Genomic DNA, 25,530 nt, shown 5'->3' with positions numbered 1-25,530 from the left:
TCCTTCGCGCACCGTCCGGGCAGCCCGTGCCCGACGGCGGTCGCGCACGCACCCACCCCGGTCGGAGCGACGTCGTGAGCGTCGCGGACGCCGTCGGGCAGGCCCACGGCGGGGCGGCACGGCCGACGGTCTCGTTCGAGCTCATGCCCCCGCGCCGCCCGGACGCGGCGCCCAAGTTCTGGGAGACGGCACGCCGGCTCGTCGCGACGCACCCCGACTTCGTGTCCGTGACGTACGGCGCCGCGGGCACCGACCGCGCGACCGCGCGCCAGGTCGTCGGCCGCCTGCTCCAGGGCACGCCTGTGCTGCCGATCGCGCACCTCACGTGCGTCGGGGCGTCGCGCGAGGACGTCGAGGAGGTCATCAACGACTTCCTCGACGAGGGCGTGCGGAGCTTCCTCGCGCTGCGGGGCGACCCGCCGCGCGACCAGCCGGACTGGCAGCCCGCGCCCGACGGCGTGCGGTCGTCGACCGAGCTCGTCGCGCTGCTGCGCGAGGTCGAGGCGTCGCGCTGCGCGGCCGACCCTGCCGCCGCCCTGCGGGGCGCCGCCCGCCCGCTGACGATCGCCGTCGCGACGTTCTGCGACGGCAACCCCGCCGCCGGCACCACGCGGAGCCAGGAGGTGCGCCGCCTGTGGCAGAAGCAGCAGGCCGGCGCGAGCTTCGCGATCACGCAGCTCTTCTACGACGCGTCGTCGTACACCGACTTCGTCGCCGAGGCCCGTGCGGCCGGCGTGACGATCCCCATCCTCGCCGGGCTGCTGCCCACGACGGAGCCCGCGCGGCTCCGTCGCGTCGAGGAGCTCACGGGCGTGCGCGCGCCCCAGCACCTGCTGGACGCGCTCGACGCCCTGCCCGACCCGGAGGCGCAGCACGCCTACGGGATCGCGTACACCGTGGACCTCGCGCAGCGCGTCCTCGACGCGGGCACGCCCGGTCTGCACGTGTACACGTTCAACAAGCACCGCGCCGCTCTTGACCTGCTCGAGGGTGTCCACCTCGGCGGCGGGTCGGGCGGGACCGGGGGCAGCGCCAGCGCTGCCGCCGCCCCGCTCGTCCCGGACCTGGCCAGCGGGCCGTGGGTCACCGGCACCTCCCTGCCCACGACGAGCGCCGCCACGCACGGCACGCCCGTCTGACCGGTCCTCCGGACCAGCAAGAGGTTTCGATCATGGCCACTTCCGTACCCTCCCCTACCCAGAATCCGGTCGGTTTCCCCGCCGGCACCGTGCTCGGCTACCCGCGCATCGGGCGCCGCCGCGAGCTCAAGAAGGCCGTCGAGGCGTTCTGGGCCGGGCGCACGAGCGTCGACGAGCTCGAGGCGACGGCCCGCGAGCTGCGCCTCGCGACCGTCCGCCGGCTCGTCGACCTCGGTCTCGGCGCCGACGACGCCTCGGTCCCCGGCTCGTTCTCCTTCTACGACCAGGTGCTCGACGTCGCCGCCTCCCTCGGGGCGGTCCCGTCGCGGTTCGCGTCGCTCCTCGGCACCGGGCCGGACGAGGCGGGACGCCTCGACCTCGCCGGCTACTTCACCGTGGCACGGGGTCAGGGTGACGACGCCCCGCTCGAGATGACCAAGTGGTTCGACACGAACTACCACTACCTGGTCCCCGAGATCGGCCCGGACACCCCGATCCGGTTCGTCGACGACCGCGTCGTGCGCGAGTTCGTCGAGGCGAAGGAGGCCGGCGTCGTGACGCGGCCCGTCGTCGTCGGGCCGGTGACGTTCCTCGCGCTCTCCAAGGCGGCTGACGACGCCCCCGCGGGCTACTCGCCGCTCGACCGGCTCGACGACGTCGTCGCCGCCTACGCCGACCTGCTGCGCGCGCTCGCCGCCGCCGGCGCCCCGTGGGTGCAGCTCGACGAGCCGATCCTCGTCACCGACTCGGTCGACGTGCCGTTCGCCGACCTCGCCGCCGCGGTGGAGTCGGCGTACCGCGCCCTCGCGACCGACCTCCGCCCCGTGCCGAACCCGGGGTCTTCGCCGGACTCGTCCGCGGACCCGGCCGCGACCCCGGGTTCGGCGCAGGACGCGCGGCCCGCGATCCTCGTCGCCGCGCCGTTCGGCGCGCTCCAGGCCGGTGCCGAGACCGCCGGAGGGGCCGCCCGGGACGGGCTTGCGCTCCTCGCGGGCACCGACGTGGACGCCATCGCGATCGACCTCGTCAAGGGCGCCGTCCCCACGGCCGCCGACGGCGGCGTCCCCGGCCTCGCCGGCAAGACGCTCGTCGCGGGCGTGATCGACGGGCACAACGTGTGGCGCGCGGACCTCGCGGCGAAGCTCGACGTCGTCGACGCCGTCGAGGGACTGGGTGCCGGCGCGGTCTCGGTCGGCACGTCGACGTCGCTGCTGCACGTGCCGCACGACGTCGAGGACGAGACGCTCGCCGCGCCCGGCACCGCGTCGGGCACGACGCTCGACCCGCGCCTGCGCGACTGGCTCGCGTTCGCCGACCAGAAGGTCGGCGAGGTCGCGACGCTCGCGCGCGCGCTCACGGAGGGTCGCGACGCCGTCGCGGCGGAGATCGAGGCGTCCCGCGCGGCGGTGGCGTCGCGCGCGGAGGCGAGCGGCGTCGTCGTGCCCGCGGTGCGCGAGCGCGCGGCCGCGCTGACCGACGCGGACTTCGCGCGCGGCGACTACGCCCAGCGTGCGGCCGCGCAGCAGGAGCGCCTGAACCTGCCGCCGCTCCCCACGACGACGATCGGGTCGTTCCCGCAGACGCCGGAGATCCGCCGCGCCCGCGCGCTGTGGACGAAGGGCGAGCTGTCGGACGCGGACTACACGACCGCGATGCGTGAGGAGATCGCGCGCGTCGTCGCGATCCAGGAAGAGCTGGGCCTCGACGTGCTCGTGCACGGCGAGCCCGAGCGCAACGACATGGTGCAGTACTTCGCGGAGCACCTCGACGGGTTCGCGGTCACGGCGAACGGCTGGGTCCAGTCGTACGGGTCGCGCTGCGTGCGCCCGCCGATCCTGTGGGGCGACGTCACGCGCCCGGAGCCCATCACGGTCGAGTGGTCGTCGTACACGGCGTCGCTCACCGAGAAGCCCGTCAAGGGCATGCTCACCGGGCCGGTCACGATCCTTGCGTGGTCGTTCGTGCGCGACGACCAGCCGCTCGGCGACACCGCGAACCAGGTGGGCCTCGCGCTGCGCGACGAGATCGCGGACCTGGAGGCCGCGGGCATCGGGATCGTGCAGGTCGACGAGCCCGCGCTGCGCGAGCTCCTGCCGCTGCGGCGCGACGACCAGCCGGCGTACCTCGACTGGTCGGTCGGCTCGTTCCGGCTCGCGACGTCGGGCGTGGAGGCGGCGACGCAGATCCACACGCACCTGTGCTACTCGGAGTTCGGCGAGGTCATCGGCGCGATCGACGGCCTCGACGCCGACGTGACGTCGGTCGAGGCGGCGCGCTCGCGCATGGAGATCGTGCCGGAGCTGCGTGACGCCGGGTACTCGCGCGGCATCGGGCCGGGCGTCTACGACATCCACAGCCCGCGCGTGCCCTCCACGGAGGAGGTCACCGAGCTGCTGGAGCTCGCGGTGAAGTCGATCGATCCGCGCGTCGTCTGGGTCAACCCGGACTGCGGGCTCAAGACCCGCCGCTACGAGGAGACCGTGCCGTCGCTCGAGCACCTCGTCGCCGCGACGAAGGCCGTGCGCGCGACCCTCGCCTGACCTTGCTCCCGCCGAGGTAGAGGCGTGGTCGCGACCACGCCTCTACCTCGGCGCAAGGGTCACTGGCTCGCGGTCAGCGCTCCGTGGCGCCCGACATCGGGAGCGCGAACGCGAGCGTCGACGCGGCGAGGCCGCCGACGAAGAGCCACACACCGCCGTCGACCCCGGACATGCCCGAGCCCATGAGCACGAGTCCGCCCACGAACAGCACGAACGCGACGACGAACCGGGCGACGGCGCCCGCGCGGTCGGCGACGTCCCGGCCCTCGGTGCCGGTCGGGATCTGATGGGTGTCCTGCGTGCTCACAAGGGCTCCTTCGGTGCGGGCTGGGGGGAGGCGTGGCGCGCCGTCGGCCCACCACGTCAGTCCAGGTACCCCTCCACGGTACCGGGGTCGCGCACCGTCGCCGCATCCGGGTCGCTGCCGAACTCGCGTGCCGCGTCGCGCTGGCGCAGAAGGTCCCAGCACTGGTCGAGCTCGACCTCGATCGCGCGCAGCCGCTCGCGCTCCTCGTGCGCGTCGGCCTCGCCCCGCGAGAGGCGGTCGCGCAGCTCGTGCTCCTGCGCCACGAGGTCGCTGATCGTCCTGCGGATGCCGCCGTCGGTCGTCATGGGGCCACGGTATGCCCGACGGCGGGAGTGCGCCCGGGCGGCCGCGCCTCCCCGGGAGGAGGCGCGGCGCGACGGGCTACCCGCGCTCGACGGTCGTGCGTCCGGCGTCGGGTTCGGGAACGTCCTTGCCGGACGGCACGAGCTTGAGCCCGACCACCGCGGCGATGATCCCCACGATGAAGACCACCTTGCCGACGCTGACCGACTCGTCGCCGGTGAGGATCGCGTAGGTGACCGTGAGCGCGGCGCCGACGCCGACCCACACCGCGTAGGCGGTGCCGATGGGGATGTGCCGCGTCGCCCAGCCCAGCCCGATCATGCTCAGCGCGAGCGCCACGAAGAACACGAGCGACGGCACCAGGACGGACAGGCCGTCGGACGCGCCGAGCGCGGTCGCCCAGACCGCCTCGAAGACGGCGCTGACCAGAAGGATGATCCACGGCATGGTCAGCTCACCGCCTTGAGGCCGATGACGGACCCGACGAGCAGCACGAGGAGGCCCACCCGGGCCATCGTCGCGCGCTCCTTGCCGGTGACGAATCCCCACACGACGGTGAGCGTCGCGCCGATCCCGACCCACACCGCGTAGGCGGTACCGGTGGGGAGGGAGGTCATCGCCCACGCGAGCCCGACCATGCTCAGCGCGAGGGCGACGAAGAAGACGACCGTCGGGCGCCACTTCCGGAAGTTGTCCGACGCTCCGAGCGCGGTGGCCCACACCGCCTCGAGCAGGCCCGAGAGGACCAGGACGAGCCAAGCCATGACAAGAACCTCTCTGAGTCAGTCTTGTCGGTGCGGGTACTGCTCCCTCGTCCGCAGAGTCGCGGTAGCGCAACTCTGGTACTACTGTACCAGATTGAGTCTCGCCTCCCCCGGAGCGCCTCGGCCACCTAGGCTCGGTGCCCATGACGACGACGATCGGTCGCACCGTGCTCCTGTGCCGCGACCTCGACGCGAGCGCCGCGTTCTGGGCGGACGGGTTCGGGTTCGGCACGCTGTTCCGTGGCGAGACCGACGGGTTCCCGCTGCTCCACGTGGGTCCCGGCCGCGTCGACGAGCCCGGGCTGTGGCTCGTGCCCCTGCCGGACGGCGCCACGCCCCTCACCCGCCACGGCCTGCCGAACCTCGTGCTCTACGTCGACGACCTCGACGCGACGCTCGCCCGCCTCGCCGCGATCGGCGTCGCACCGTTCGTCGGTCCCGACGCCGACGCCGAGACCGGGGACCGCTACGCGCACGTCACCGACCCCGACGGGCACCGCGTCGTCGTGGTGCAGCTCGGGACAGCTCCCGCCCCCGCGTAGCCCTCTACCGGGCGGGCACCCAGGCCGCGTCGTCGGCGAGGACCGTCACGTCGTCGTCGTCGACCACGAGGAACCCGCCCCCGATGCGGATCTCGGCCGTGGGATGGTCGGGGGTCCGCAACCGCACCCGCCCGGCCTTGAGCGACGCCGCGACGGGTTGGTGCCGGGGCAGGATGCCGAGCGTCCCGGACACGGACGGGACCGTGACGCTGCGCGCGTCACCGGACCAGAAGACCCCGGACGGCGTCACCACCTCCACGGACACCAGGCGCTCCCCCGCGGGCGCGACGGTCTCGGACGGCGACGACGGAGCGACGGACACGGGGTTCCTCCCGGTGGCAGGTGGCGGAGCCTCCGAGTCTCGCGCCCGCAGGGAGCACCTCTCGGCGTCTTTCGTCCCTTTCCCGACGCCGGAGGTCACCCGGGTGCGAGATCGCCGGGCCCCTCCCCGACCGCGCCGCGGGTGCAGAGTCACCGGGCCCCGAAGGCACCGTCGGGCGCCGCGCGAGGGGAATCACGTTGACGACGGCACCCTGCGAGGCGCACCATCGAGGGTGACGGTTGCCGAGGGCAGCCGTTCGTCGTGCCGGACGGGCACGACCACGGATCAGGTCGCGCCAGACGGCGCACCGCACGGGACGAGGAGACGCGGATGCACGGCACCGCAGGCTGCGAGGTGGCCATGGCGGCCTGCTCGGGCGCCCTCCCCTCCCGCACCGTCACCCGCTGAGCCCTTCAGCGGGACGCCGACCCGGCGCCCCGCCCCGTCGAGCGCTGGGCATTCGTCGTCATTTCCCCGACGACAGATGACCCGCGCTCAGCAGGTCTTGGCGACGGCGGTTGCGGGCATGCCGTTCTCCCCACCTCGACTCGACAGAGTGGCGCCGTCGTGCGGCCGGGGCGACCCTGCGTCGTCCTGGGCCGACCGCCTGCGCCGCGGGACGCCGTCGGGCAGGGTGGGACCGTACCGACACGGAAGCCCTGAACCCATGAACCCTCTGACCGAGAAGCAGATCCGCGCGTCGTTCGTCAACGCCTCCAAGCGCGAGGCCGCGCAGGCGACCCTCCCCGACCTCGACACGCTCGACTGGGACCGCCTCGACTACCTCGGGTGGCGCGACCGCAAGGCGCCGCTGCTCGCGTACGCCGTCGTCGAGGTCGACGGCGAGCCGCGCGGCGTCCTGCTGCGCTCCACCGACGCCAAGACGGGCGGCATGCGCAAGCGCGCCGTGTGCGCGTGGTGCGAGGACGTCGTCGTGACGGACGACGTCAGCCTCTACGTCGCCCGACGCGCCGGCGCCGCCGGGCGCCGCGGCAACACCGTCGGCACCCTCATCTGCACGCACTTCCTGTGCTCGCAGAACGTGCGCCGCACCCCGACCCGCACCGAGATCGGCGACGACCAGTCGATGCGCGACCTCTTCATCGAGCTCCGCGTCGACGGCCTCCGCGAGCGCTCCGCCCGCTTCGTCACCGAGGTCATGCGCGACGCCTGACCAGCGTTCTCCCTCGGCCGACCACGGTCCTCCCTCGGCCGACCACGGTTCTCTCTCGGTGAACCACGGTTCTACTTCGGCAGACCAGGGTTGGCGGTCTCAACTGGTCATCGCAACATCCTGATTCGAGGGGTGTTTTCGGATGGTGCGTGGTGGGGTGTCGGTGCCGCGGCAGTGGCGGCGGGAGTTCTGGCGGGCGTTCGTCGATGGCGTGCCTGTGGTCGCGGCGGCCGCGGGGGTGGGCGTGTCGACCCGCACGGTGCAGGCCTGGATCGCTGAGTCTGGCGGGGTGCCTGATATCGATCTCGCCGCGCCCACGGGCCGGTTCGTGTCGTTCGAAGAACGCGAGCGGATGGCGTTGCTGCGTGCCGAGGGTCATTCGTACGCGGCGATCGGGCGGCGGCTGGGCCGTCCACGCTCGACGATCTGGCGTGAGTTGACCAACCCGGGCCGGCGGGCGAGCGATGGTCGGTATGTGCCCTCGGTCGCGCAGGCCCACCGCGACCGGCAGGCCGCGCGTCCCAAACAGGATCGGCGCAAGCTCGCGCTCGACCCGCGCCTGGCGGGCTATGTCTGCGACCGGCTGGACGGCACCGTGCGACCGGACAGCCGCCGCGCACGGGTGTGGAGCCCGCAGCAGATCGCGAACCGCCTCCCGGTCGACTTCCCCGATGATGAGTCGATGCGGATCAGTCACGAGGCGATCTATCAGGCGTTGTATGTCCAGGGCCGTGGCGGGCTGCGCGCCGAGCTGCACACCGCGCTGCGGACCGGACGCGCCCGCCGCCGCCCTCGGGCCCAGGCCCGCACCAAGCGTCAGGGGCAACGCCTGCTACCGCCCGATGTCCTGATCAGCGAACGCCCGGCCGAGATCGCCGACCGCGCCGTGCCGGGCCACTGGGAGGGCGATCTGATCATCGGTGCCGGCAACAAGTCCGCGATCGGGACCCTGGTCGAGCGCAGCACCCGGTTCGTGATGCTGCTGCACCTGCCGCACGGCTACGCCGCCGAGCAGGTCGCAGAAGCGATGCGGACCAAGATCCGGGCCCTGCCCGAGCACCTACGACGCACCCTCACCTGGGACCGGGGCCGAGAGATGACACCGAACGTCGGCATCGACATCGGATTCACCGATCCCATCGACCTGTTCTTCTGCGACCCGCACGCACCCTGGCAGCGCGGCAGCAACGAGAACACCAACGGGCTCCTACGCCAGTACTACCCCAAAGGCACCGACCTGTCCGTGCACCCCGCATCCGACCTCGAAGACGTCGCAGACGCCCTCAACACCCGACCCCGCCAAACCCTCGGCTGGGCCACCCCCGCCGAGAAGCTCGCCGCGCTACTCTCACCAACCTGACCAACCCGATGTTGCGATGACCGGTTGAGACCAAGGTTCTACCTCGGTGGAGCGGACGGTGCGGCCGAAGCGGAGGGCGACGGCGGAGCGGGGGTGGGGCGGGTCGTGGCGGGGCTGGCGGGAGCCGCGAGGGACGAGCGGCGGATGGTCGACCCGCCCCGCCCCCGCTCCGCCGTCGCCCGGACGGATGCCCTGCCCGGCTCCGTCTCGCCCGTGGTCGGCTCCGGACGGGCCGATCGCCACGAAGGCCACCAGTTCCACCGCCCCAGCAGCGTCATCGTCGCGGGGAGCAGGAGCCCCCGCACGACGGTCACGTCGAGCAGCACGGCGACGGCCATGCCGACGCCGACCTCCTTCATCGCGACGAGCTGCCCCGCCGCGAAGCCGAGGAACACGATGCCGATGGCGACGGCCGCTGTCGTGACGACCGGGCCGGTCGCGGTGATACCGCGGAGCACGGCCCGGTCGTTCGCGGCGCGCGGGTCCTCGCCGGGGGTGCGGGCGCGCCACTCCTCGGCGGTGCGCGCGAGGAGGAACACCTCGTAGTCGGTCGACAGGCCGAACACGAGCATGCCGATGAGCAGCGGCGTCGTGACGTCGAGCGCGCCCCACGGCTCGAACCCGAGCAGCGACGCGCCGACGCCGTGCTGGAACACCGAGACGAGCACGCCGAGCGTCGCGGCGAGCGTGAGCAGGTTGAGCACGAGCGCCTTGAGCGGCACGACGAGCGAGCCGGTGAGCAGGAAGAGGAGCGCGAACGTCGCGAGCACGACGACGCCCGCGGCGAGCGGGAGGCGCTGCGCGAGGTGCTCCTGGGTGTCGACGACCTCGGCGGCCGGGCCGGCGACGTGCACGTCGAGGCCTGCGGTGTCGATCGCTCGGATCGCGTGCAGCAGGTCCTGGGCCGCGGCGCCGGTAGCGTCGCCGCCCTCGCCGACGTCGGGCGTGACGTCGACGACGAGGACCTCGGACGGGTAGTCGGTGTCCTGCATGGCGTCCTCGACGCCGGGCAGGGCCGCGACCTGGTCGAGGTAGGCGGAGGCGGCCTCGTCGCCGCGGGGTGCCTCGACGAGGACGGTGATCGGGGTGACGCCGAGGTCGGCGAAGCGCGACGTGGACGCGTCGGCGGCGAGGCGCGCCTCGGCGTCGGCGGGCAGGGAGTGGACCTCGGAGCTGCCGAGCGTCATCGAGCCGAGCGGTGCGGCGAGCGCGAGCAGGAGGGCCGTCGCGCCGAGCGTGACGAGCACGGCGTGGCGCTGGGCGGTGCGGGCGAGGCGGCCGAGCGTGCCGGCGCCGCCGCGCCCGGTCCACGGGTGGGACCACGTCCGCACGCCCGGGGCGGGGATGGCGCGGTGCCACGTCGCGACGAGCGCGGGCACGAGCGTGAGCCCCGCGGCGGTCGCGACGAGCACGACGATCGCGCCCCCGACGGCCATGCCGGAGAGCAGCGAGTCGCCGAGCAGGAGCAGGCCGGTCAGGGCGATCGCGACGGCGAGCCCCGACGCGAGCACGGCGCGCCCGGCGGTGGCGAGCGTGCGCCCGACCAGCTCGTCGAGCGGGAGACCCGGGTGCTCGGCGCGTTCCTCGCGGAAGCGCGCGAGCACGAGCAGGGAGTAGTCCACCGTGAGGCCGAGGCCGAGCAGCGTCACGACGTTCACGGCGAACTCGTTGACGGGGACGACGCCCAGCAGCCCGCTGAGCACGAGGAGCGCGACCGCGATCGCCGCGAGCGCGGACAGCAGCGGGACCAGGCCCGCGCGCAGGCCGCCGAGGACGATCACGAGCACGACGAGCAGCACCGCGATCGCGACGCCCTCCCCCACCGCGGCGTCGGTGATCGCCTGGTCGACGAACGCCTCCTCCGCGAGCAGGGCACCGCCGACGAGGACCTCGGGGGTGTCGATGGTGTGGAGCGCGTCGGAGACCTGGTGCGCGAGGGCGAGCGCCTCGTCGTCCGACAGCGCGGGGTCGAGCTCGACGATCACGAGCGAGCCCTGGCCGTCGTCGGCGATGAGGCCACCGCCGGTGTAGGCGTCGAACACCTCGACGACGCCCGGCATCGCGCGGACGCCGTGCAGCACGTCGCTGGCCTGGGCGATCAGGTCCGTGGAGAAGTAGTCGCGCCCGGACAGGACGGCGACGACGGTCTCGCCCTCGGGCTCGAGCTCGTCGAGGCGCTCGGCCGCGAGGGCCGACGCGCTGCCGGGCGGCGCGGGCTCGACGTCGGTCGTCTTGTCGAAGACGGCTCCGCCGAGCACCGCGCCGAGGACGAGAAGGACCGCCCAGACGCCGAGGACGACGCCGCGGCGGCGCGCGGCGAACCGTCCGGTCCGGTGCAGGAGGCGTCCGAGCGCCATGGGCGTGGCTCCACTCGTCAGGACTCGTCGAGGAACGTCTCGCGGGAGTCGTACGGGAGGTCGTGCACGAGGAGTCGTGCGGGAGACGGCCCCACGGGAGCGAGGACGTGGGGTGAGCACCCTACGCGAGGGTGGGAGCGCCGTCGGACCACGCTCCGCCCGTGCGAGGGGCGCACCTCGGGTCACCGAGGTGGAGACAGGGGGTGAGACGGGACGGGCGGGGTCGGCTCGTGCTGCCGCCCCCGCCCGTCCCGTCCCGGGGCGGACGGCTCACGCCGCCCGCCCCGGGTTCTCAGCTCAGCCGCACGACGCGGCGTCGTACGCGACGTCCCCCTGGAACGTCAGGTCGCCGCCCGTCGCGGACACCTGGGCGGTGCCCGCCTCGACCGAGGTCGAGCGCGACGCGAACGACTGGTACGCGGACGCACCCGGCTGGACGCCGGCCACCGTCTTCGTCCCGAACGGCGTCGTCAGCGTGATGTCGGCCGGCACCGTGTCGTCGTTCGTGGCACGGACCGCGACGTAGACCTTGCCCGCCATGCAGCGGGTCTGGACCGTCGTCGAGATCGCGAGCTCCTCGACCGGCTCGTCGGTCAGCTCCTTGAACCGGATGTTCCGGTAGCCGACCATCTCGCCGTTGCCGTGGTTCTGGATCCCGATGAAGCTGTTCACCAGTCGCGCGGGGTCGGTGCTCGTGAAGTCGTTGACGAGCACGTCGTTGAGGTAGATGCGGATGCGGTCTCCCTCGACCCGGATGTCGTACGCGTTCCACTGACCGACCGGCTTGAGGGCGGCGTCGCGGGCTGCCTCGTCGGCGCCCTGGAACGTGTAGACCGCGCCGGTGGTGCGGTCGTCGGCGTCCGTCGCGTCGATCTGGATCTCGTAGCCCTTGTTGACGGCCACCCACGGGTCGTCGCCCGGGTTCGGGAACCCGACGAACACGCCGCCGTTGTCGTCCTTCGTGAGCTTCCAGTCGAGCTTCAGGCTGTAGCTGTCACCGAGCTCCTGGTCGTACCAGAGCAGGCCCATGCCACCCGCACCGCGGATCGAGCAGTCGTCCTGGCGGCCGAAGCCACCCGGACCGGCCATGCGCCAGCCCTCCTGGAGGCTCGCGAGGGTGCCGTCGTAGATCGCGGTGTAGCCGTCCTCGACCTCACCCGGGCTGCAGATGTCCGGGTTCTCGCCGAGCGACAGGACGTCGATGTTGATGTTGCCCTCGTCGCCGGTCTCGTACGCGAGCGTGATGGTGTTCGTGCCGGCCTGGAGCTCGAGGTCGCGCGTCTGCACGCCCCAGTCCTTCCAGCTTCCCGTCGTGGGGAAGTTCCACTGGCCGAGGTCCGCGCCGTTGACGTGCAGCGAGACGTTCTTGGCACGCAGCTCCGTGTACGGGTGGATGCCGTTGGCGTAGCGCACGTTGACCGGGTAGGTGCCCGCCTCGGGGACGGTCACGGAGAACGTGCGGCCGGCGCCGACGTTCGTCATGCCCGCGGCGAAGCCGGAGCCCGAGTAGTTGCTGTGGTCCGAACCGATGCTCGAGCTGCCGAGCGGCTGCGCCAGCTCCGCCTCGTACCAGCCGCGGTCGGCCGGGGCGACGTAGCCGGGCAGCGAGTTGAGCGTGTACCAGGCCTCGGTGCTGAGGAGCTCGGTGCCCTCGGCGGAGGCGAACGGACGCGGCGAGCGGATGTAGACGACGTGGCCGGGCTTGAGGCCGTCGATCTGCAGCGTGACGGTCGTGCGGTCCTCGGACACCGTGGCGTCCGTGACGAAGAGGGGCTCCTCGTCGACCTTCGGGCCGCCGTACTGCTGCGTCGGCACGTAGCGCCACTGCTTGACCTGGTAGGCGTCGGCGAGCTTCTCCACGACCTCGTCGGACACCGGGTCGGTGTACTCGATCTCGAAGCCGCCCTCGACCACGCGCATCTCCTTCATGTCGAAGGAGTCCTCGTTCACCGGGACGAGCTTCTGGAGGCCGAACCGGAGCTTGCCGGACTCGCCCCAGTTGCCGCCCTCGCCGGTACCACCGACGTAGATCGCGCCGTCGGGGCCGTAGATGGTGCGGTTGGCACCGACCTCGAGGCCCGCGGTGTGGCGGAAGACCGCACCCTGGAACTCGCCGTCGACCTTCTCGAGGAACGCGCGCTGGATGCCGCCGTACGTGACGTCGCCGAGCAGCATCTGGCCGGCGAACTCACCGTCCTGGACGAGGACCGGGTTGCCCGGCGAGTTGGCGATCTCGTTCTGCGGGAGCCACACGGCCGGCGGGGCGACGGGGTTCGCGTCGAACGGCCCGGCCGGGTTCGTGTAGTGGTTGTAGAAGTTGTCCTGCTGGATGTGGATCAGCTTGTTCGACGGGAGCCAGGCGCCCTGGTTGTCCGTCGCGAAGATCTCGCCCTCCGGGCCGAAGCCGATGCCGTTCGGCGTGCGGAGGCCGCCGGCGACGTAGGAGACCTCGCCCGTCTCGCGGTCGATCTTGATCGACGTGCCGCGGTTGGCCGCGGGCTGCGGGTTCGTCGTCGCGCCGCCGTTGTTGATGGCCACGGAGAGGTTGACGTAGAAGTAGTCCTCGTCGTGGATCAGGCCGAACGCGAACTCGTGGAAGTTGCCGCCGTCGGGCCACTCCGCGATCTTCGTGTGCTGGTCGTAGAACCCGTCGCCGTCGGGGTCGGTGAGCTGCGTGAGCTGGTACCGCTCCGAGACGAAGATCGAGTCCTCGACGACCTCGATGCCCATCGGGTTGAGCAGCTCGTCCGCGACGAGCGTCGCCGTGACGTCCTCGGGGCCGTCCGCCGTGGTGACGCCGTCGAGGAAGTAGACCTCGCCGGACACCGGGTCGGGCCGCCAGCCGCCGGAGCTGACCTCGCCCGTCGTCACGACGGCGAGCTTCTCGTCCGGCGTGAACGCCAGGCCCGAGACCTTGGGCTCGAAGCCCTCGGGGCGCAGGTCGACGAGGTCGTAGTTGGGGTTGACCGCGTCGAGGCGCAGGCCGTCGCCGGCCGTGTCGGTGGCGCCCTCGCAGTACTTGTAGCCGGGCGCGGTCACGCGCACGACGCCTGCCTCGGTGCTGAGCGCCGACGTCGGGATGACCTCGAACGTCGAGCTGCCGGGCGTCTTCCAGGCGAGCGTGAGCCTCTGCTTGTCGCCGCCCTCGTAGTAGTCGACCCGCAGGTCGTGCACGCCCGCGGTGAGGGTCGCGCTGCCCTCGACGGAGGTCGAGTCGTTCGGGCCGTCGTTCTCGACGACGAGCTGGCCGTCGACGTAGACCAGCGCGCCGTCGTCGTTGGTGACGCGGAACTGGTACTGGCCGTCGGCAGGGACGGTTAGGTTGGCGCTGACCTGGGAGATGAAGTTGTCCTCAGCGCCGAACTGCTCCGCCGTCGACCAGTCGATGGTCGGCATGAGCTTGTCGACGTTGGGGGTCTGGCCGGACTTCAGGGTGCAGACCGCGCCGGGGTTCTGCGCGAGCTGGAAGGTCCGCAGCGTGACGCCGGGCTCCTGCTCGGGGAGGTCGGCCGCGGCGGGGACGGCCCAGCCCGCGACGACCACGGCGCCGAGGGTGAGGGCGGCCGCGCCGCGTCGGTACCTGATCCGGCGGGCTGCCGGCAGGCTTGTGCGTTCGAGCATCGTTGCTCCTTACTCGGTCGGACTTCGAGTCCACGGAGCGTAACCCCCACCAGCCCCGTCGATGACAACGCTGGACAGGCTAGCCCTCGTTCTATCGACGTGTCTACAACTTCCGATTGCTCATCGGCAGAAGTGCCAGGACCAGCGGCGACGTACGCTCGGGCCCATGAGCGCACGCCACGGCGAGATCACCGACCGCACCGCGTCCCGGCCGTTCGCGCAGGTCGACGTGTTCACGGACACCCCGACCCTCGGCAACCCCGTCGCGGTCGTGCTCGACGGCGACGGCCTCACGGACGAGCAGATGGCCGCGTTCGCCCGCTGGACGAACCTCTCGGAGACGACATTCCTCCTCCCGCCCACCGCGGCCGGGCAGGCTGCCGGCGCCGACTACCGGCTCCGGATCTTCACCCCCGCCGGCGAGCTCCCCTTCGCCGGCCACCCGACGCTCGGCTCGTGCCACGCGTGGCTCGAGGCGGGCGGCACGCCCCGGGCGGGCGGCGTCGTCGTCCAGGAGTGCGGCGTCGGCCTGGTGACGATCCGGCACGAGGCGAGCGCCGCCGTCGGGCCGGACGCGCCTCAGGCGGAGCCCGCAGAGCCCGGCCGGCTGGCGTTCGCCGCACCCGACCTGCTCGCGGACGAGCCCGTCCCGGCCGACGACCTCGCGGCGATCGTCGCCGCGCTGGGCGTCCCCGACACCGCCGTGCTCGACCACCGTGTGCTCGACAACGGTCCGGGCTGGCGCGTCGTGCTGCTCGACTCCGCGGACCGCGTCGCCCGCCTCGCGCCCGACTGGTCGCGCCTGCGCGTGGAGCACCCCGACCTGTCCGTCGGCGTCGCCGGGCTGTACGGCGACGACGGCGGCCCCGACGGCGCGGCGGTCGAGGTCCGCGGGTTCGCGCTCGCCATGGGCATCCCGGAGGACCCGGTCACCGGGAGCCTCAACGCCGTCGTCGGGCAGTGGCTCACGCGCGACGGTCGCCTCCCGGACCGCTACGTCGCCGCCCAGGGCACGGCGCTCGGCCGGGCCGGTCGCGTGCACGTCGAGCGCGACGGGTCCGGGACGGTCTGGGTCGGCGGCGCGAGCGTCACGTGCATCGCGGGGACCGTCCGCCTCTGACCGCGCCCGGGCTCGTCAGGGTGGCCGCTCCGTAGACTGCGGCAAGTGTCAACAACCCCATCAGTTTCCTCCGAGCGCGCCCTGACGGACCGCGCCGTCGTCTCGCGCGCCCGATGGGCGCTCATGGTGCAGTTCGGGCTGTTCGGGATCATCGGGGCGTCCTGGATGAGCAGGCTCCCGTCGGTCCGGGAGGCGCTCGGCATCAGCGCGAGCCAGCTCGGCCTGCTGCTCGTCGTCGGCGGCATCGGGTCGCTCGTGTCGGTGATCTGCGCGGGCGCGGTCGTCGCGCGCTTCGGCAGCCGCACGACCCTCGTCGTCGCGACCGCGGGGAACGTCGTCGGGTTCGGGCTCGTCGCGCTCGGCACCGGGACCGGCGGCGTCACCCTCTTCGCGGTCGGCGCGTTCCTCAACGGCGCCTGCGGCGCGCTCACCAACGTGCCCATCAACATCTGCGCGGCGTCCGTCGAGCAGCACGTCGGGCGGGCGATCCTGCCCCACTTCCACGCCGCGTTCTCGATCGGGGCGGCCGCGGGCGCGCTCGTCGCCGCCGCGTTCTCCTGGGCGCACGTCGGCATCACGGCGCAGATCGTCGTCGTCACGCTCGCGGTCACCGCCGTCCGTGCCGCGCTCATCGCCCCCGCGACCGCTCTCGCCCCCGACCGCGTCGGGCCCGACGGCGCGGTCTTGCCCCCGCGGTCGGGAGCCACCCCGCGGCCGGGCGCCACCGATCCGGGCGACGACGGCGCACCGTCCGCGGCCGCACCGGCACCGCGGCGGGGGGCCGGGGTGCGGGCCGCGCTCGCGGCCTGGCGCGAGCCGCGCACGCTGCTCATCGGGCTCGTGCTGCTCGCGTCGTCGCTGTCCGAGGGGTCGGCGGGCAACTGGCTCTCGATCGCGGTCGTCGACGGGTTCGAGGTGCGCGAGGCGCTCGGCGCCGTGGCCTACGGCACGTTCGTCGGCGCGATGACGGTGTTCCGGTTCGCCGGGACGGGTCTCATCGACCGGTTCGGTCGGGTCGCGGTGCTGCGCGCGTCGGGCGTCTCCGCGCTCGTCGGGCTCCTCGCCTTCGGCCTCGCGCCGAGCCTGCCGCTCGCGTGGGTCGGGATCGTGCTGTGGGGCTGCGGGGCGGCGCTCGCCAACCCGGTCGCGATCGCCGCGGCGTCCGACGACCCCGCGCACGCCGCGCCGCGCGTCGCCGTCGCGACGTCGTTCTCGACGGTCGCCATGCTCACCGCGCCGCCGCTGCTCGGTCTCCTCGTGGACGGCGTGGGGGCGCGGCACGCGCTCCTCGTCATCTGCGCCGCCACGGTGCTGAGCCTCGCGGTCGCGGGTGCCGTCCGGCCCGCGAGGCCGACGGCCGGCGCCGACTGACGAGCGCCGCGCGGACCGGCCCGAACCGGGACGACGAGCAGCCCGGTGCGGCGTGCGCCAGGCGTGCGGCGCGTTCGGAGCCGTCACCCGTGGACGGCAGCCCCCGCCGTGGGCGACCCTGGGTCCATGGGCGACGACCTGGACCCCGCCGAGGTGTCGCGGCTCCGGCGCGGTGCGCGCGAGCGTGCTCTCGCCCGACCGCGCCGACCCTTCGCCGGCACGGTCGCGGACTCGTGGGTCGACGGGCGCGCGGTGCGGTCGTACGCCCCCACGGGCTACGACCCTTCGGCGGCGGTCGTGTTCCTGCACGGCGGGTACGGGCTGTTCGGCGACCTCGAGCTCCAGGACGACCCGTGCCGGCGCATCGCCGCCGCGCTCGGCGCACGGGTGGTCGCGGTCGACTACCGGCTCGCCCCCGAGTCGTCGCTCGACGACGCCGTCACGGACACGCTGGCGGCGCTGCGCCATCTCGCCCGCGAGGGGGTCGGACGGACGGCCCTGTTCGGCGACTCGGCGGGCGGAGCGGTCGCCGTCGCGACCGCGCGCCGGGCCCACGACACACCGCTCGCCCCGGCGTGGCTGGCCCTGACCAACCCGAACCTCGACCTCACGCTCGGGTCGTTCGACACGACCCGGCCGGGCGGACCCGACGCCGCGCTCTCCGCGGCGTCGTTCCGGGCGTGGGCGCGCGTCGACCGGCTCGCGGACGCCCCCCGCCTCGACCTCGACGCGACGGGTCTGCCCCCGACGTTCGTCGCCGTCGGGGAGCAGGACTCGCTCCTGCCCGAGGTCCGCACCCTCGCCGCGTCGTGCGCGCGCGACGGCGTGCCGTGCGAGCTCGTCGAGGTCCCCGGAGCGAGCCACGGGTTCCTCGGGGGCGACGACGCGCCCGCGGTGCTCGCGGCGCTGCGGGCGTTCGTCCGCGACGCCGGGCCACCATCCGGAGCCCGGTCCTGAGGTGAGAGGTCAGTCCCGCGGTGCGGACGGCGACCCGAGGTCCGTCGAAGCACGGCCTTCCGCCGAGGCCGGGACGACGGCGCGCTCCGCGAGCGCCGCGGCGACGGCGGCGTCCACCGCGCGCTGCTGAGCGGCACGCGCACGTCGCCGGGCTCGCACCCGCCACACGACGAGCAGGACGACGAGCGCGAGGAGGCCGGACGCGACCCACGGGACGGCCCAGGCGACGGCCGACGCCGTGACGCCCCGGACCACGACCTCCGGGTCGGGCACGGTCCCGGGCAGCGGGACGACCTCGCCGCCGACGGTCAGGGTCGCGGTCTCGCGGACGAGCGGCCACACGCGGTCGATCTCGACGGTGCGCTCGATCGAGGACCCGGGGAGGAGCTCGGGCACCTCGACGTCGGTCGCCGCGGTCGCGCCGAGCCCGAACGGCCCGGCCACACGGACCGCGGCGCTCGGCGCGACGCGCGTGTTGCCCTCGTTCGTCACGGTGAACGTGACGGTCGCGCTCCCGGGCGCGAACGGGTTGAGGGTGCCGTCGTAGGCGAGGTGCACGTCGTCGACCGCGAGCGCCGGCGCGAGGTCGCCCTGGACGCGCAGGTGCACGCGCGAGCCGAGGCGCCGGTCGGTCGTCACGCCGTCGTCCGCGACGACGACGAGCGACGAGACCACGCCCGCGGCGTAGTCGCCGGGGGTGGCGTCGTCGGGGACGGCGAGGGTGAACGGGACCTCGGCCTGCTCCTGCGGGGCGATCTCGACCTCGGCGCCGTCGAGCGCGATCCAGGACCCGAGCGCCGTCGACTCCTCCCCCGCGGGCAGGAGGTCGAGCGTGCCGTCGTCGGTGAGGTACCCGTCGGCGGCGTAGACGCCGAGGGTCAGGGGGGCGTCGCCGTGGTTGGACACGAGGATCGAGTCGGTGAGCGAGCCGCCGGGCGGGAGCGAGTAGGCGAAGTTCGGCCGGTCGATCCCGTGGGCCGTGTCGCCGGGACGGACGCCCCACTGCACGGTCTGCTCGGGTTCGGGCGCCGGGGCGACGTCGGCGGGGAGGGGGCCGGTCCCGACGACGGGCCCGGCAGCCTCCTCGACCGCCGCGGGCGCCGCGGGGACCGACGACGCCGGGAGAGCAGGCGCGGCCACCAGGGCGACCGCGAGCAGGGGCGCGCTCAGCGCGCCGAGGACGCGGGGCACGCGGGGTGCCGCGGCGGGGCGGGTGCGTCGGTGGGTCATGCGCTCGGTCCTTCGTCGGTGCAGATCGGTGGGGTCGGTCGACCGTGGTTCGCCGACCGTAGCGGTGACCGTGGCCGCGGGCCCGGTCGGCCGCCACGCCGTGCGTGGCGGCCGACCGGTCGCCCTTCCCGGGGGACGGGAGGGGCGGTGCGGTCACCCTCGGTGAGTCACTCTCGGTGGATCACCCGAGGGCGGTGAGGGTGATCGTCGCGGTGTACGTACCGCGCGGGGTGTCGAGCGGGAGCTTGAGGTCGAGCTCCGCCCCGATCACCGACGCGCCGCGCGCGTGGCCCTCGTCCGCCCGCGCGAGGGTACGAGCCTGCTTGAGGCCCTCGCCCTCGTCGAACCCGGACGCGACGTGGTCGCCGCCGATCGCGTCGCCCCCGTTCTCGAGGACGCCCGGCGTCCAGCCGAGGTGCTTGCCGTCGACGGTCTGGCCGCCCGCGACGAAGTCGGACACCTGGCCGGTGACCGACCACGCCGGGTCGCCCGCGCGCGTGTCCTGCACGCGCACCGGGACGAGCTGACCCTGCGCCTGGTAGTAGCTCAGCTCCTCGGTCGCCACGCCGAGGTCGACGAGGCTGGAGGAGCCCTCGAGCGACCACGTGAGCTCCCCGCCGGACTGCTGCGGGACGGTGACGGCCACGGCCTGGTCGCCCTCGGGCGCCGCGCCGGGCTCCTCGCCCGTGTGCTCGCCGTCGACGGCGCCGGCGGTGTTCCCGGGGCCGAAGACGGCGGCGGGGTCGTTGCCCGCGAGGCGGACCGTGCCCTGGACGGCGGTGCCCGCGACGCGCAGGTTGCCGGAGTTCCCGCTGAGCACGAGGTCGCCCGCGACCGCGTTGCCCCACTCGTCGGCCTCGCCGTCCGCCGTCGCGCCGACCAGCAGGTCGCGCGCACCGTTGCTCACGGTGAGCGTGCCGGAGACCACCGCACCCGCGACGGTCACGCCGTACGCGGAGCCGTCGAGGGTCGCGTCGCCGTGCACCGACGTGCGCAGCAGGTCGACGTAGCTCGCCGCCTGCGTGAGCAGCGACCCGGTGATCGTCGAGTCGGAGATCTCGACGTCGATGCCGCCCGCCGCGACGGACCCGCCGACCGTGAGGTCGTTGAGGTACAGGAACCCGCCGCGGGTGCCCGCCGAGTAGGCGCTCACGTCGCCCGCGACGCTCGCGCCGTCGAGCAGGACGCCGTACGCGTCGGTGGCGACGACGTCGCCGCCCACGGTCACGGACGTCGCGTCGAGCCAGCCGCCGGGGTCGACGATCACGTCGCCCTCGATCGTCGCGCCGCCGAGCACGCAGTCCGCGCCGCCGGGGACGACGAGGTCGCCGCTGATCGTCTGGTCGCCGAGGTCGCCGGTGCAGTCGACGTCGGCGGCCTGCGCCGCGGGCGCGACCGCCGTGGCCGTGGCCACCGCGAGCAGCGCGGCGGCCGGGACCTTCCACTTCCACTTCATGTGATGCTCCTTGTCAGGTGTGTGGTCGGTCCGCGTCAGCCGCGGAGCGAGGAGATCTCGGCGTAGCTGCGGCGGGCGTTGCCCAAAGAGTTGAGCGCGTTTCCGGGCTCGGCCACGGACGCCGCGTTGTCCTGCTCGTACAGCCCGAACCGCTGCCCGCGGTCGCGCAGCTGGGAGAGGAACGCCTGGTAGGGGATGCTCCCGGCGCCGAACTCGATGATGTCGTAGCCGTTCCCGCTGGCCTCGTTGGCCTTGCCGTCCTTGAGGTGCAGGATCGGGAACCGACGGGGGTCGCGCGTGACGTAGTCGATCGGCTCGAAGCCCGGGTAGAGGTGGCGCCCGACGTACGCCCAGTAGACGTCCATCTCGAAGAAGACGAGCTCGGGGTCGAGGTTGTCCCAGAGCAGGTCGTAGACGCGCTGGTTCGGGTCGTCGGTCGTGAACGCCCACTCCTGGGCGTGGTTGTGGGAGTAGAGCTTGAGCCCGGCGGCCCTCGCCTTCTCCCCCATCTGGTTCCAGGTCTCGCAGGCCTCGAGCCACTGGCCCTTCGTGATGGGTCCGCCGTACCCGCCCGCGATCGGCCCGCCCTGACCCAGGTGGGGCATGCCGAGCGCGAGCGCGGTCTCGATCTGGGCGTCGATGTTGCCCGGGTTGAGGTTGACGTGCGAACCGACGGCGCGCAGTCCGTTGTCGTCGAGGAGCTGGCGGATCTCGGGGACCGTGATCGCGCCGACGCTGCCCTGCGTGTAGCCGGCGAACTCGATCTCCGAGTAGCCGATCTCGGCGAGCTCCTCGAACACGGCACGGAACCCGAGCGAGCTGACCTTGTCGCGCACCGTGTAGAGCTGGATCCCGATCCGGTTGACCGGCACGAGCCGGTTGCGCCCGCCCGACGGCGCGACCGCCGCCGGGAGCGCGCCCCCGAGCGCGTTCGCGGCCGACGGCCCGAGGGCGGCCCCCACGCCCACGGCGACCGACGACGCCGCGAGCGCCTTGAGCAGGTTCCGACGGCTCATCGGCTTCGCCGAGACCGTCGGGTGGTGGTGTGAACTCATGTCTCTCCTTCGAGGTGAGCCGCCCCGGGACCGCTCCCGGGGACGTCTGGGGAGCCGGTGGCCCGGGCGCTCGGCCCGGGCCACCGGTGGACGGTCAGCTGCGGACCGTGAGTGTGAGGTTCAGCGTGCTGGGGGCGACCCCGGCCGAACCCTGGTAGCGGGCCTGCACCTGGTAGGTGCCGGTCTGCGGGAGCTTCGGGAGCGTCACGACGACGTTCCCCGCCTCGTCGAGCGTCCCCGTGAGCGAGGCGACGGTGACGTTGTTGCGGCGCACCGTCACCTGGACGTCGCCCGTGGGCACGACGCCGGTCGCGGACTCCACGTGGAGCGTCGCCTTGGCCGCGACCGCGGGCTTCACCGGGTTCGGCGCGACGCTGCCCGTCGTCGTCGACCCCGCCTGCGCGACCGTGAGGCGCACGGTCCCGGACGACGCCGTGAACACCGTGTCGGCCCCGTAGGTGGCCTTCAGGGTGTGCGTCCCGACGGCGAGCGACGGGTCGATCGCGATCGTCGCGGTGCCCTCGGTGAGGGTCCCGCGCCCGACCTCGGTGTCGCCCGAGGTGAGCACGACCTCGCCCGACGGCGTGCCGCCCTCGCCCGTGACCGTCACCACGGCCTCGCCCGGTGCCCCGAACGTCACGCGGGCGGACCCGACGACGACCTTCGTGGCCGAGTCGACCGTCGGCGCGTCCGGCGCGTCGAGGTCGATCGTGAACGACACCTCGCCGGACGCGGAGACGTTGCCGCCCGTGTCGGTCGCGCGGTACAGCAGGTCGTACGTGCCGTTCTCGGAGAACGTCACGCCGTACTGCTGGTTCGCCGCGAGGTTGGTCCACGTCGTCCCGGCGTCGCGCGAGTACTGCACGCTCGCGAGGGCGCCGTCGTCCGCGGCCTGCACGGAGAAGCGGACCGGCTCGTTGAACACGCCGCCGACGCCCGTGGGCGCCTCGGGGGCGAGCGTGTGCTCGACCGTCGGCGCGGTGACGTCCGCGACGCCGTCGCCCACCATGGTGATCGCGTCGACGGCGAGCTCGTCGGCCGACGTCACGAACAGCGTGCCCGAGCCCTCGGGAGCGTCGAACGTGATCTCGACGTCCTTCCAGCCCGCACCGCCCGGGACCGTCGCCGTGGCGAAGGGCTCCGCGTCGGCCGCGCCCCAGCGGAGCTGCACCTCGCCACCCCCGCTCGCCCGGACGACCGCGCCGTCGATGCCGGCGAAGTTCACCGGCTCGTAGCGCAGGAAGTCGCCGCTGCCGAGGCCGCGGACGGCGTTGCCGCCGCTCGCGCCCTCGTCGGCGTAGACGACGACGCCCTCGCGACCGATCGCGTGCTCGGCCTGCTGCTCCTTCGGGTTGAGGCGCAGCGTGGCCTCGCCCTGGGCCGGCGGCAGGCCGTTGTGGCCGCCGTCGGTGTACGTGACGACGACCGCCCCGTAGAGCAGCGCGCCGGGACCGTGCTCGGGCGAGTTGGGATCGGTCCGCCACGCGCCCGTGCAGCCCGTGCCCGTCGACTCGGGGTGCGCGTGCTCGTCGTGACCGAGACCGTACGTCCACCCGACGCGCGAGCACACGGTGCCCGAGCCCGCCGACGGGTCCTCGAACGCCGCGGCGTAGGCCGCGAGGACGGCGTCGACCATCGCCTGGGTCACGAAGCCCTCGGAGAGCGCGACGAGCTGCGCGAGCGTGATGCCCGACGCCCCGCCGAGCGTCTCCGCGTCGATGCCGAGCGTGTCGACCAGGATCTCGTGACCGACCGCGTCGGCGAGCCAGTCGCCGATCTGGTCGTCCGCGGTGAGGTGCGGGGTCGGAGCCTCGCCACCGCTCGCGTCGTCCTCGGCGTCGGTGGTCGTGACGCGGTACGGCACGGCCTGGCCCCAGTCGAAGAACGACCCGTCGCCGGGGGCCTCGATCGTGACCTCGGGGGCCTGGTTGCCGACCGAGATCGTGCGCGAGGTGAGACCCCGACGGCCGCTCTCGTCCGTGACGCGCAGCCGCGCGGTGTAGGCACCGATCTCGGTGTAGGTGTGGGTGGCCCGGACCCCGGTGGCGTCGAACGTCCCGTCGCCGTCGACGTCCCACTCGTAGGTGAGCGCGTCGCCCTCGGGGTCCGTCGAGGCGGACGCGTCGAACGAGACCTCGAGCGGCGCCTCGGACGACGAGTACGGCGTGGCGGAGAACGCCGCCTGCGGGGACTTGTTCCCCTCGACGTAGTCGATGCGGTAGAGACCCGCGTCGGGGTTGGCGCGGAAGAACCCGTCGCCGTAGTCCAGCGCGTACATCGAGCCGTCCGGGCCGATCTCGAGGTCCATCGGGTTGTCGTGCGGCGGCTGACCGGCCGCGGCGAGCGCCGAGTTCGGCAGGAAGTCCTCGATGTGCGTGACCTCGAAGGTCTCCCAGTCGACCGTGAGCGCCGCGACGTAGTCCTGCGAGAACTCGCCCATGAACGCCTTGCCGTCCCAGTAGGCCGGGAGCTTCGTGGTCGACGGGTTGTCGGCGTCGTAGTGGTAGACGGGGCCGCCCATGGGGGCCTGGCCCGAGCCGGTGCCGAAGTTCACGAGCTCGTCCCACGGCTGGTCGCCCGGGTTGTCGCCGTAGTACAGGGTGGCCGGGCGCGGTGCCGGCAGGTCGACCAGGCCCGTGTTCCACCGGGAGTTGTTCTGCAGGTTCTCCGCGTCGAAGAGCCCGCCCGGGGTCGCCGTCTCGAAGTCCCACTCGTCATAGGCGAAGTTGTCGCCCGTGAAGTACGGCCACCCGGCGTTCTGCGGGTCGTCGAGGGAGACGACGTTCCACTCGACGAGGCCCATGGGACCGCGGACGTTCGCCTCGGCCACGGCCTTGGTCGCGTCCGGGCCGTAGTCGCCCCAGGAGAGCGAGTTCGTCTCGGGGTCGACCTCGAAGCGGAACGGGTTGCGCACGCCCATGACGAAGATCTCCGGGCGCGTGCCCTCGGTCCCCGGCGCGAACAGGTTCCCCTCGGGGATCGTGTACGAGCCGTCCTCCTCGACGTGGATCCGCAGGATCTTGCCGCGCAGGTCGTTCGTGCTCCCCGCGCCGCGGCGCGAGTCGAAACCCGGGTTCATGCCGGGCGCGTCGTTGTTCGGGGCGAACCCGTTCGCGCCCGGGGTGCTCGCGGGCGTGTTGTCGCCCGTCGTCAGGTAGAGGTTGCCGTCACCGTCGAAGTCGATGTCCGCACCGACGTGGCAGCACTGCCCGCGCTGGACCTCGACGTCGAGGACGACCTGCTCGGTGGACAGGTCGATCGTGTCGCCCGTCCACTGGAACCGCGACAGGCGGTTCACGCCCACCCACCGGTCCCAGTAGCTCTCGTCCTCGCCCGCCGGGAGCGAGTTGGGCGCGTTGCCCGTCGGGGTGTCCGCGACGCCGTCGCCGTCCGCGTCGCGCGGCGCGTAGACGAGGTAGACCCAGCCGTTCTCCTCGAAGTCCGGGTCGAGCGCGACGCCCTGGAGGCCGTCCTCCGAGTTCGCGTAGACGTCGAGCGTGGTGATCACGCGCGTCACGCCCGTGGCCGGGTCCGTGAGCCGGACGTCGCCGTTGCGGGCCGTGTGGAGCACGCGCGAGTCCGGCAGGACCGCGAGGTCGATGGGCTCGCCCACGTCCTTCGTGAGCAGGACCCGCTCGTAGTTGGACCAGTCGAGCGCGGCCTCCGCGCCCGGTTCCGTGCCGTGGTCGATGCCGTCGTGCGCGACGGCGGGAGCGATCGTGGCGCCGAGGCCCGTGAGCGCGAGCGCGCCCGCGGCGAGTGCCGCGGTCACACGTCTGCCCGGGCGCGTGCGCCGGTCGATATCCTTCATCTGATGCCACTCCTGTGAGGTTCAGTCGCCTGTGAGGGGTCATCCGGACCGGGTCACCCCCGTCGCGCCAACGACGGGTATCGGGTGGCCCGGTCTGTGTG

At 73.5% G+C, this 25,530-nt stretch carries 19 protein-coding genes and 1 riboswitch; of the genes, 8 read left to right on the top strand and 11 right to left on the bottom strand.

Going from position 1 to position 25,530, the window contains the following annotated elements; translation table 11 throughout:
- Window positions 1-74 precede the first annotated feature (74 nt).
- Both FIC82_RS02830 and metE read left to right on the top strand, forming a co-directional pair.
- Complete coding sequence (locus FIC82_RS02830; RefSeq protein ID WP_256390408.1) at window positions 75-1,139, top strand: methylenetetrahydrofolate reductase; 1,065 nt, start codon at window positions 75-77, stop codon at window positions 1,137-1,139.
- A 32-nt stretch (window positions 1,140-1,171) separates the two neighbouring features.
- Window positions 1,172-3,679, top strand: a complete 2,508-nt coding sequence (metE, locus tag FIC82_RS02825; RefSeq protein WP_154797475.1) for a 5-methyltetrahydropteroyltriglutamate--homocysteine S-methyltransferase — start codon at window positions 1,172-1,174, stop codon at window positions 3,677-3,679.
- Between the two features lie 73 nt (window positions 3,680-3,752).
- Here metE and FIC82_RS02820 read toward each other — a convergent pair whose 3' ends face one another.
- From FIC82_RS02820 to FIC82_RS02805, 4 genes are all read right to left on the bottom strand, one after another.
- Window positions 3,753-3,986, bottom strand: a complete 234-nt coding sequence (locus FIC82_RS02820) for a hypothetical protein (RefSeq protein WP_154797474.1) — start codon at window positions 3,984-3,986, stop codon at window positions 3,753-3,755.
- 56 nt (window positions 3,987-4,042) lie between these two features.
- On the bottom strand, window positions 4,043-4,291 hold the full coding sequence (locus FIC82_RS02815) for a DUF2630 family protein (RefSeq protein ID WP_154797473.1): 249 nt from the start codon (window positions 4,289-4,291) through the stop codon (window positions 4,043-4,045).
- A 76-nt stretch (window positions 4,292-4,367) separates the two neighbouring features.
- Window positions 4,368-4,736, bottom strand: a complete 369-nt coding sequence (locus tag FIC82_RS02810) for a DMT family transporter (RefSeq protein WP_154797472.1) — start codon at window positions 4,734-4,736, stop codon at window positions 4,368-4,370.
- A gap of 2 nt (window positions 4,737-4,738) precedes the next feature.
- On the bottom strand, window positions 4,739-5,053 hold the full coding sequence (locus tag FIC82_RS02805; protein WP_154797471.1) for a DMT family transporter: 315 nt from the start codon (window positions 5,051-5,053) through the stop codon (window positions 4,739-4,741).
- A 12-nt stretch (window positions 5,054-5,065) separates the two neighbouring features.
- Window positions 5,066-5,132, bottom strand: a riboswitch (guanidine-III (ykkC-III) riboswitch).
- A gap of 64 nt (window positions 5,133-5,196) precedes the next feature.
- Here FIC82_RS02805 and FIC82_RS02800 point away from each other — a divergent pair.
- Window positions 5,197-5,595, top strand: a complete 399-nt coding sequence (locus FIC82_RS02800; RefSeq protein ID WP_154797470.1) for a VOC family protein — start codon at window positions 5,197-5,199, stop codon at window positions 5,593-5,595.
- Between the two features lie 4 nt (window positions 5,596-5,599).
- On the opposite strand, the gene atpC is transcribed toward FIC82_RS02800, so the two are convergent.
- Window positions 5,600-5,917 (bottom strand): ATP synthase F1 subunit epsilon, encoded by a 318-nt coding sequence (atpC, locus tag FIC82_RS02795; RefSeq protein ID WP_168731437.1) that lies wholly within the window; start codon window positions 5,915-5,917, stop codon window positions 5,600-5,602.
- A 667-nt stretch (window positions 5,918-6,584) separates the two neighbouring features.
- Between atpC and FIC82_RS02790 the strand changes: the two genes are divergently transcribed.
- Entirely contained in the window at window positions 6,585-7,091 is a 507-nt protein-coding gene (locus FIC82_RS02790) for an FBP domain-containing protein (RefSeq protein WP_154797468.1), read from the top strand.
- A gap of 142 nt (window positions 7,092-7,233) precedes the next feature.
- A complete protein-coding gene (locus tag FIC82_RS02785) occupies window positions 7,234-8,451 on the top strand; it encodes an IS30 family transposase (RefSeq protein WP_154797467.1) in 1,218 nt (405 codons plus the stop codon).
- Between the two features lie 38 nt (window positions 8,452-8,489).
- On the opposite strand, the gene FIC82_RS02780 is transcribed toward FIC82_RS02785, so the two are convergent.
- Both FIC82_RS02780 and FIC82_RS02775 read right to left on the bottom strand, forming a co-directional pair.
- Window positions 8,490-10,808: an MMPL family transporter gene (locus FIC82_RS02780; RefSeq protein ID WP_154797466.1), complete on the bottom strand. Its 2,319-nt coding sequence runs from the start codon at window positions 10,806-10,808 to the stop codon at window positions 8,490-8,492.
- 297 nt (window positions 10,809-11,105) lie between these two features.
- Window positions 11,106-14,429, bottom strand: coding sequence for a 3-keto-alpha-glucoside-1,2-lyase-like domain-containing protein (locus tag FIC82_RS02775; RefSeq protein WP_154797465.1), 3,324 nt, complete (start codon window positions 14,427-14,429; stop codon window positions 11,106-11,108).
- Window positions 14,430-14,595: 166 nt separating this feature from the next.
- Here FIC82_RS02775 and FIC82_RS02770 point away from each other — a divergent pair, with 166 nt between their 5' ends.
- From FIC82_RS02770 to FIC82_RS02760, 3 genes are all read left to right on the top strand, one after another.
- Window positions 14,596-15,549 (top strand): PhzF family phenazine biosynthesis protein, encoded by a 954-nt coding sequence (locus FIC82_RS02770; RefSeq protein ID WP_154797464.1) that lies wholly within the window; start codon window positions 14,596-14,598, stop codon window positions 15,547-15,549.
- A 123-nt stretch (window positions 15,550-15,672) separates the two neighbouring features.
- Window positions 15,673-16,920: an MFS transporter gene (locus FIC82_RS02765; protein WP_171445688.1), complete on the top strand. Its 1,248-nt coding sequence runs from the start codon at window positions 15,673-15,675 to the stop codon at window positions 16,918-16,920.
- 126 nt (window positions 16,921-17,046) lie between these two features.
- On the top strand, window positions 17,047-17,877 hold the full coding sequence (locus FIC82_RS02760) for an alpha/beta hydrolase (protein WP_154797462.1): 831 nt from the start codon (window positions 17,047-17,049) through the stop codon (window positions 17,875-17,877).
- Between the two features lie 9 nt (window positions 17,878-17,886).
- On the opposite strand, the gene FIC82_RS02755 is transcribed toward FIC82_RS02760, so the two are convergent.
- The 4 genes from FIC82_RS02755 to FIC82_RS20970 all read right to left on the bottom strand — a co-directional run bounded on the left by FIC82_RS02755 (window position 17,887) and on the right by FIC82_RS20970 (window position 25,429).
- A complete protein-coding gene (locus FIC82_RS02755; protein ID WP_154797461.1) occupies window positions 17,887-19,107 on the bottom strand; it encodes a DUF916 domain-containing protein in 1,221 nt (406 codons plus the stop codon).
- A gap of 181 nt (window positions 19,108-19,288) precedes the next feature.
- Entirely contained in the window at window positions 19,289-20,563 is a 1,275-nt protein-coding gene (locus FIC82_RS02750) for a hypothetical protein (RefSeq protein WP_154797460.1), read from the bottom strand.
- 35 nt (window positions 20,564-20,598) lie between these two features.
- Window positions 20,599-21,618, bottom strand: a complete 1,020-nt coding sequence (locus tag FIC82_RS02745; protein ID WP_253691369.1) for a TIM barrel protein — start codon at window positions 21,616-21,618, stop codon at window positions 20,599-20,601.
- Window positions 21,619-21,712: 94 nt separating this feature from the next.
- Window positions 21,713-25,429 (bottom strand): PQQ-dependent sugar dehydrogenase, encoded by a 3,717-nt coding sequence (locus FIC82_RS20970; RefSeq protein WP_253691367.1) that lies wholly within the window; start codon window positions 25,427-25,429, stop codon window positions 21,713-21,715.
- Between the last annotated feature and the right edge of the window lie 101 nt (window positions 25,430-25,530).

Origin of the sequence: Cellulosimicrobium protaetiae (genome assembly GCF_009708005.2) — a bacterium.
GTDB classification, from domain to species: Bacteria; Actinomycetota; Actinomycetes; order Actinomycetales; family Cellulomonadaceae; genus Cellulosimicrobium; species Cellulosimicrobium protaetiae.
This window is presented reverse-complemented; position numbering and strand designations above follow the sequence as displayed.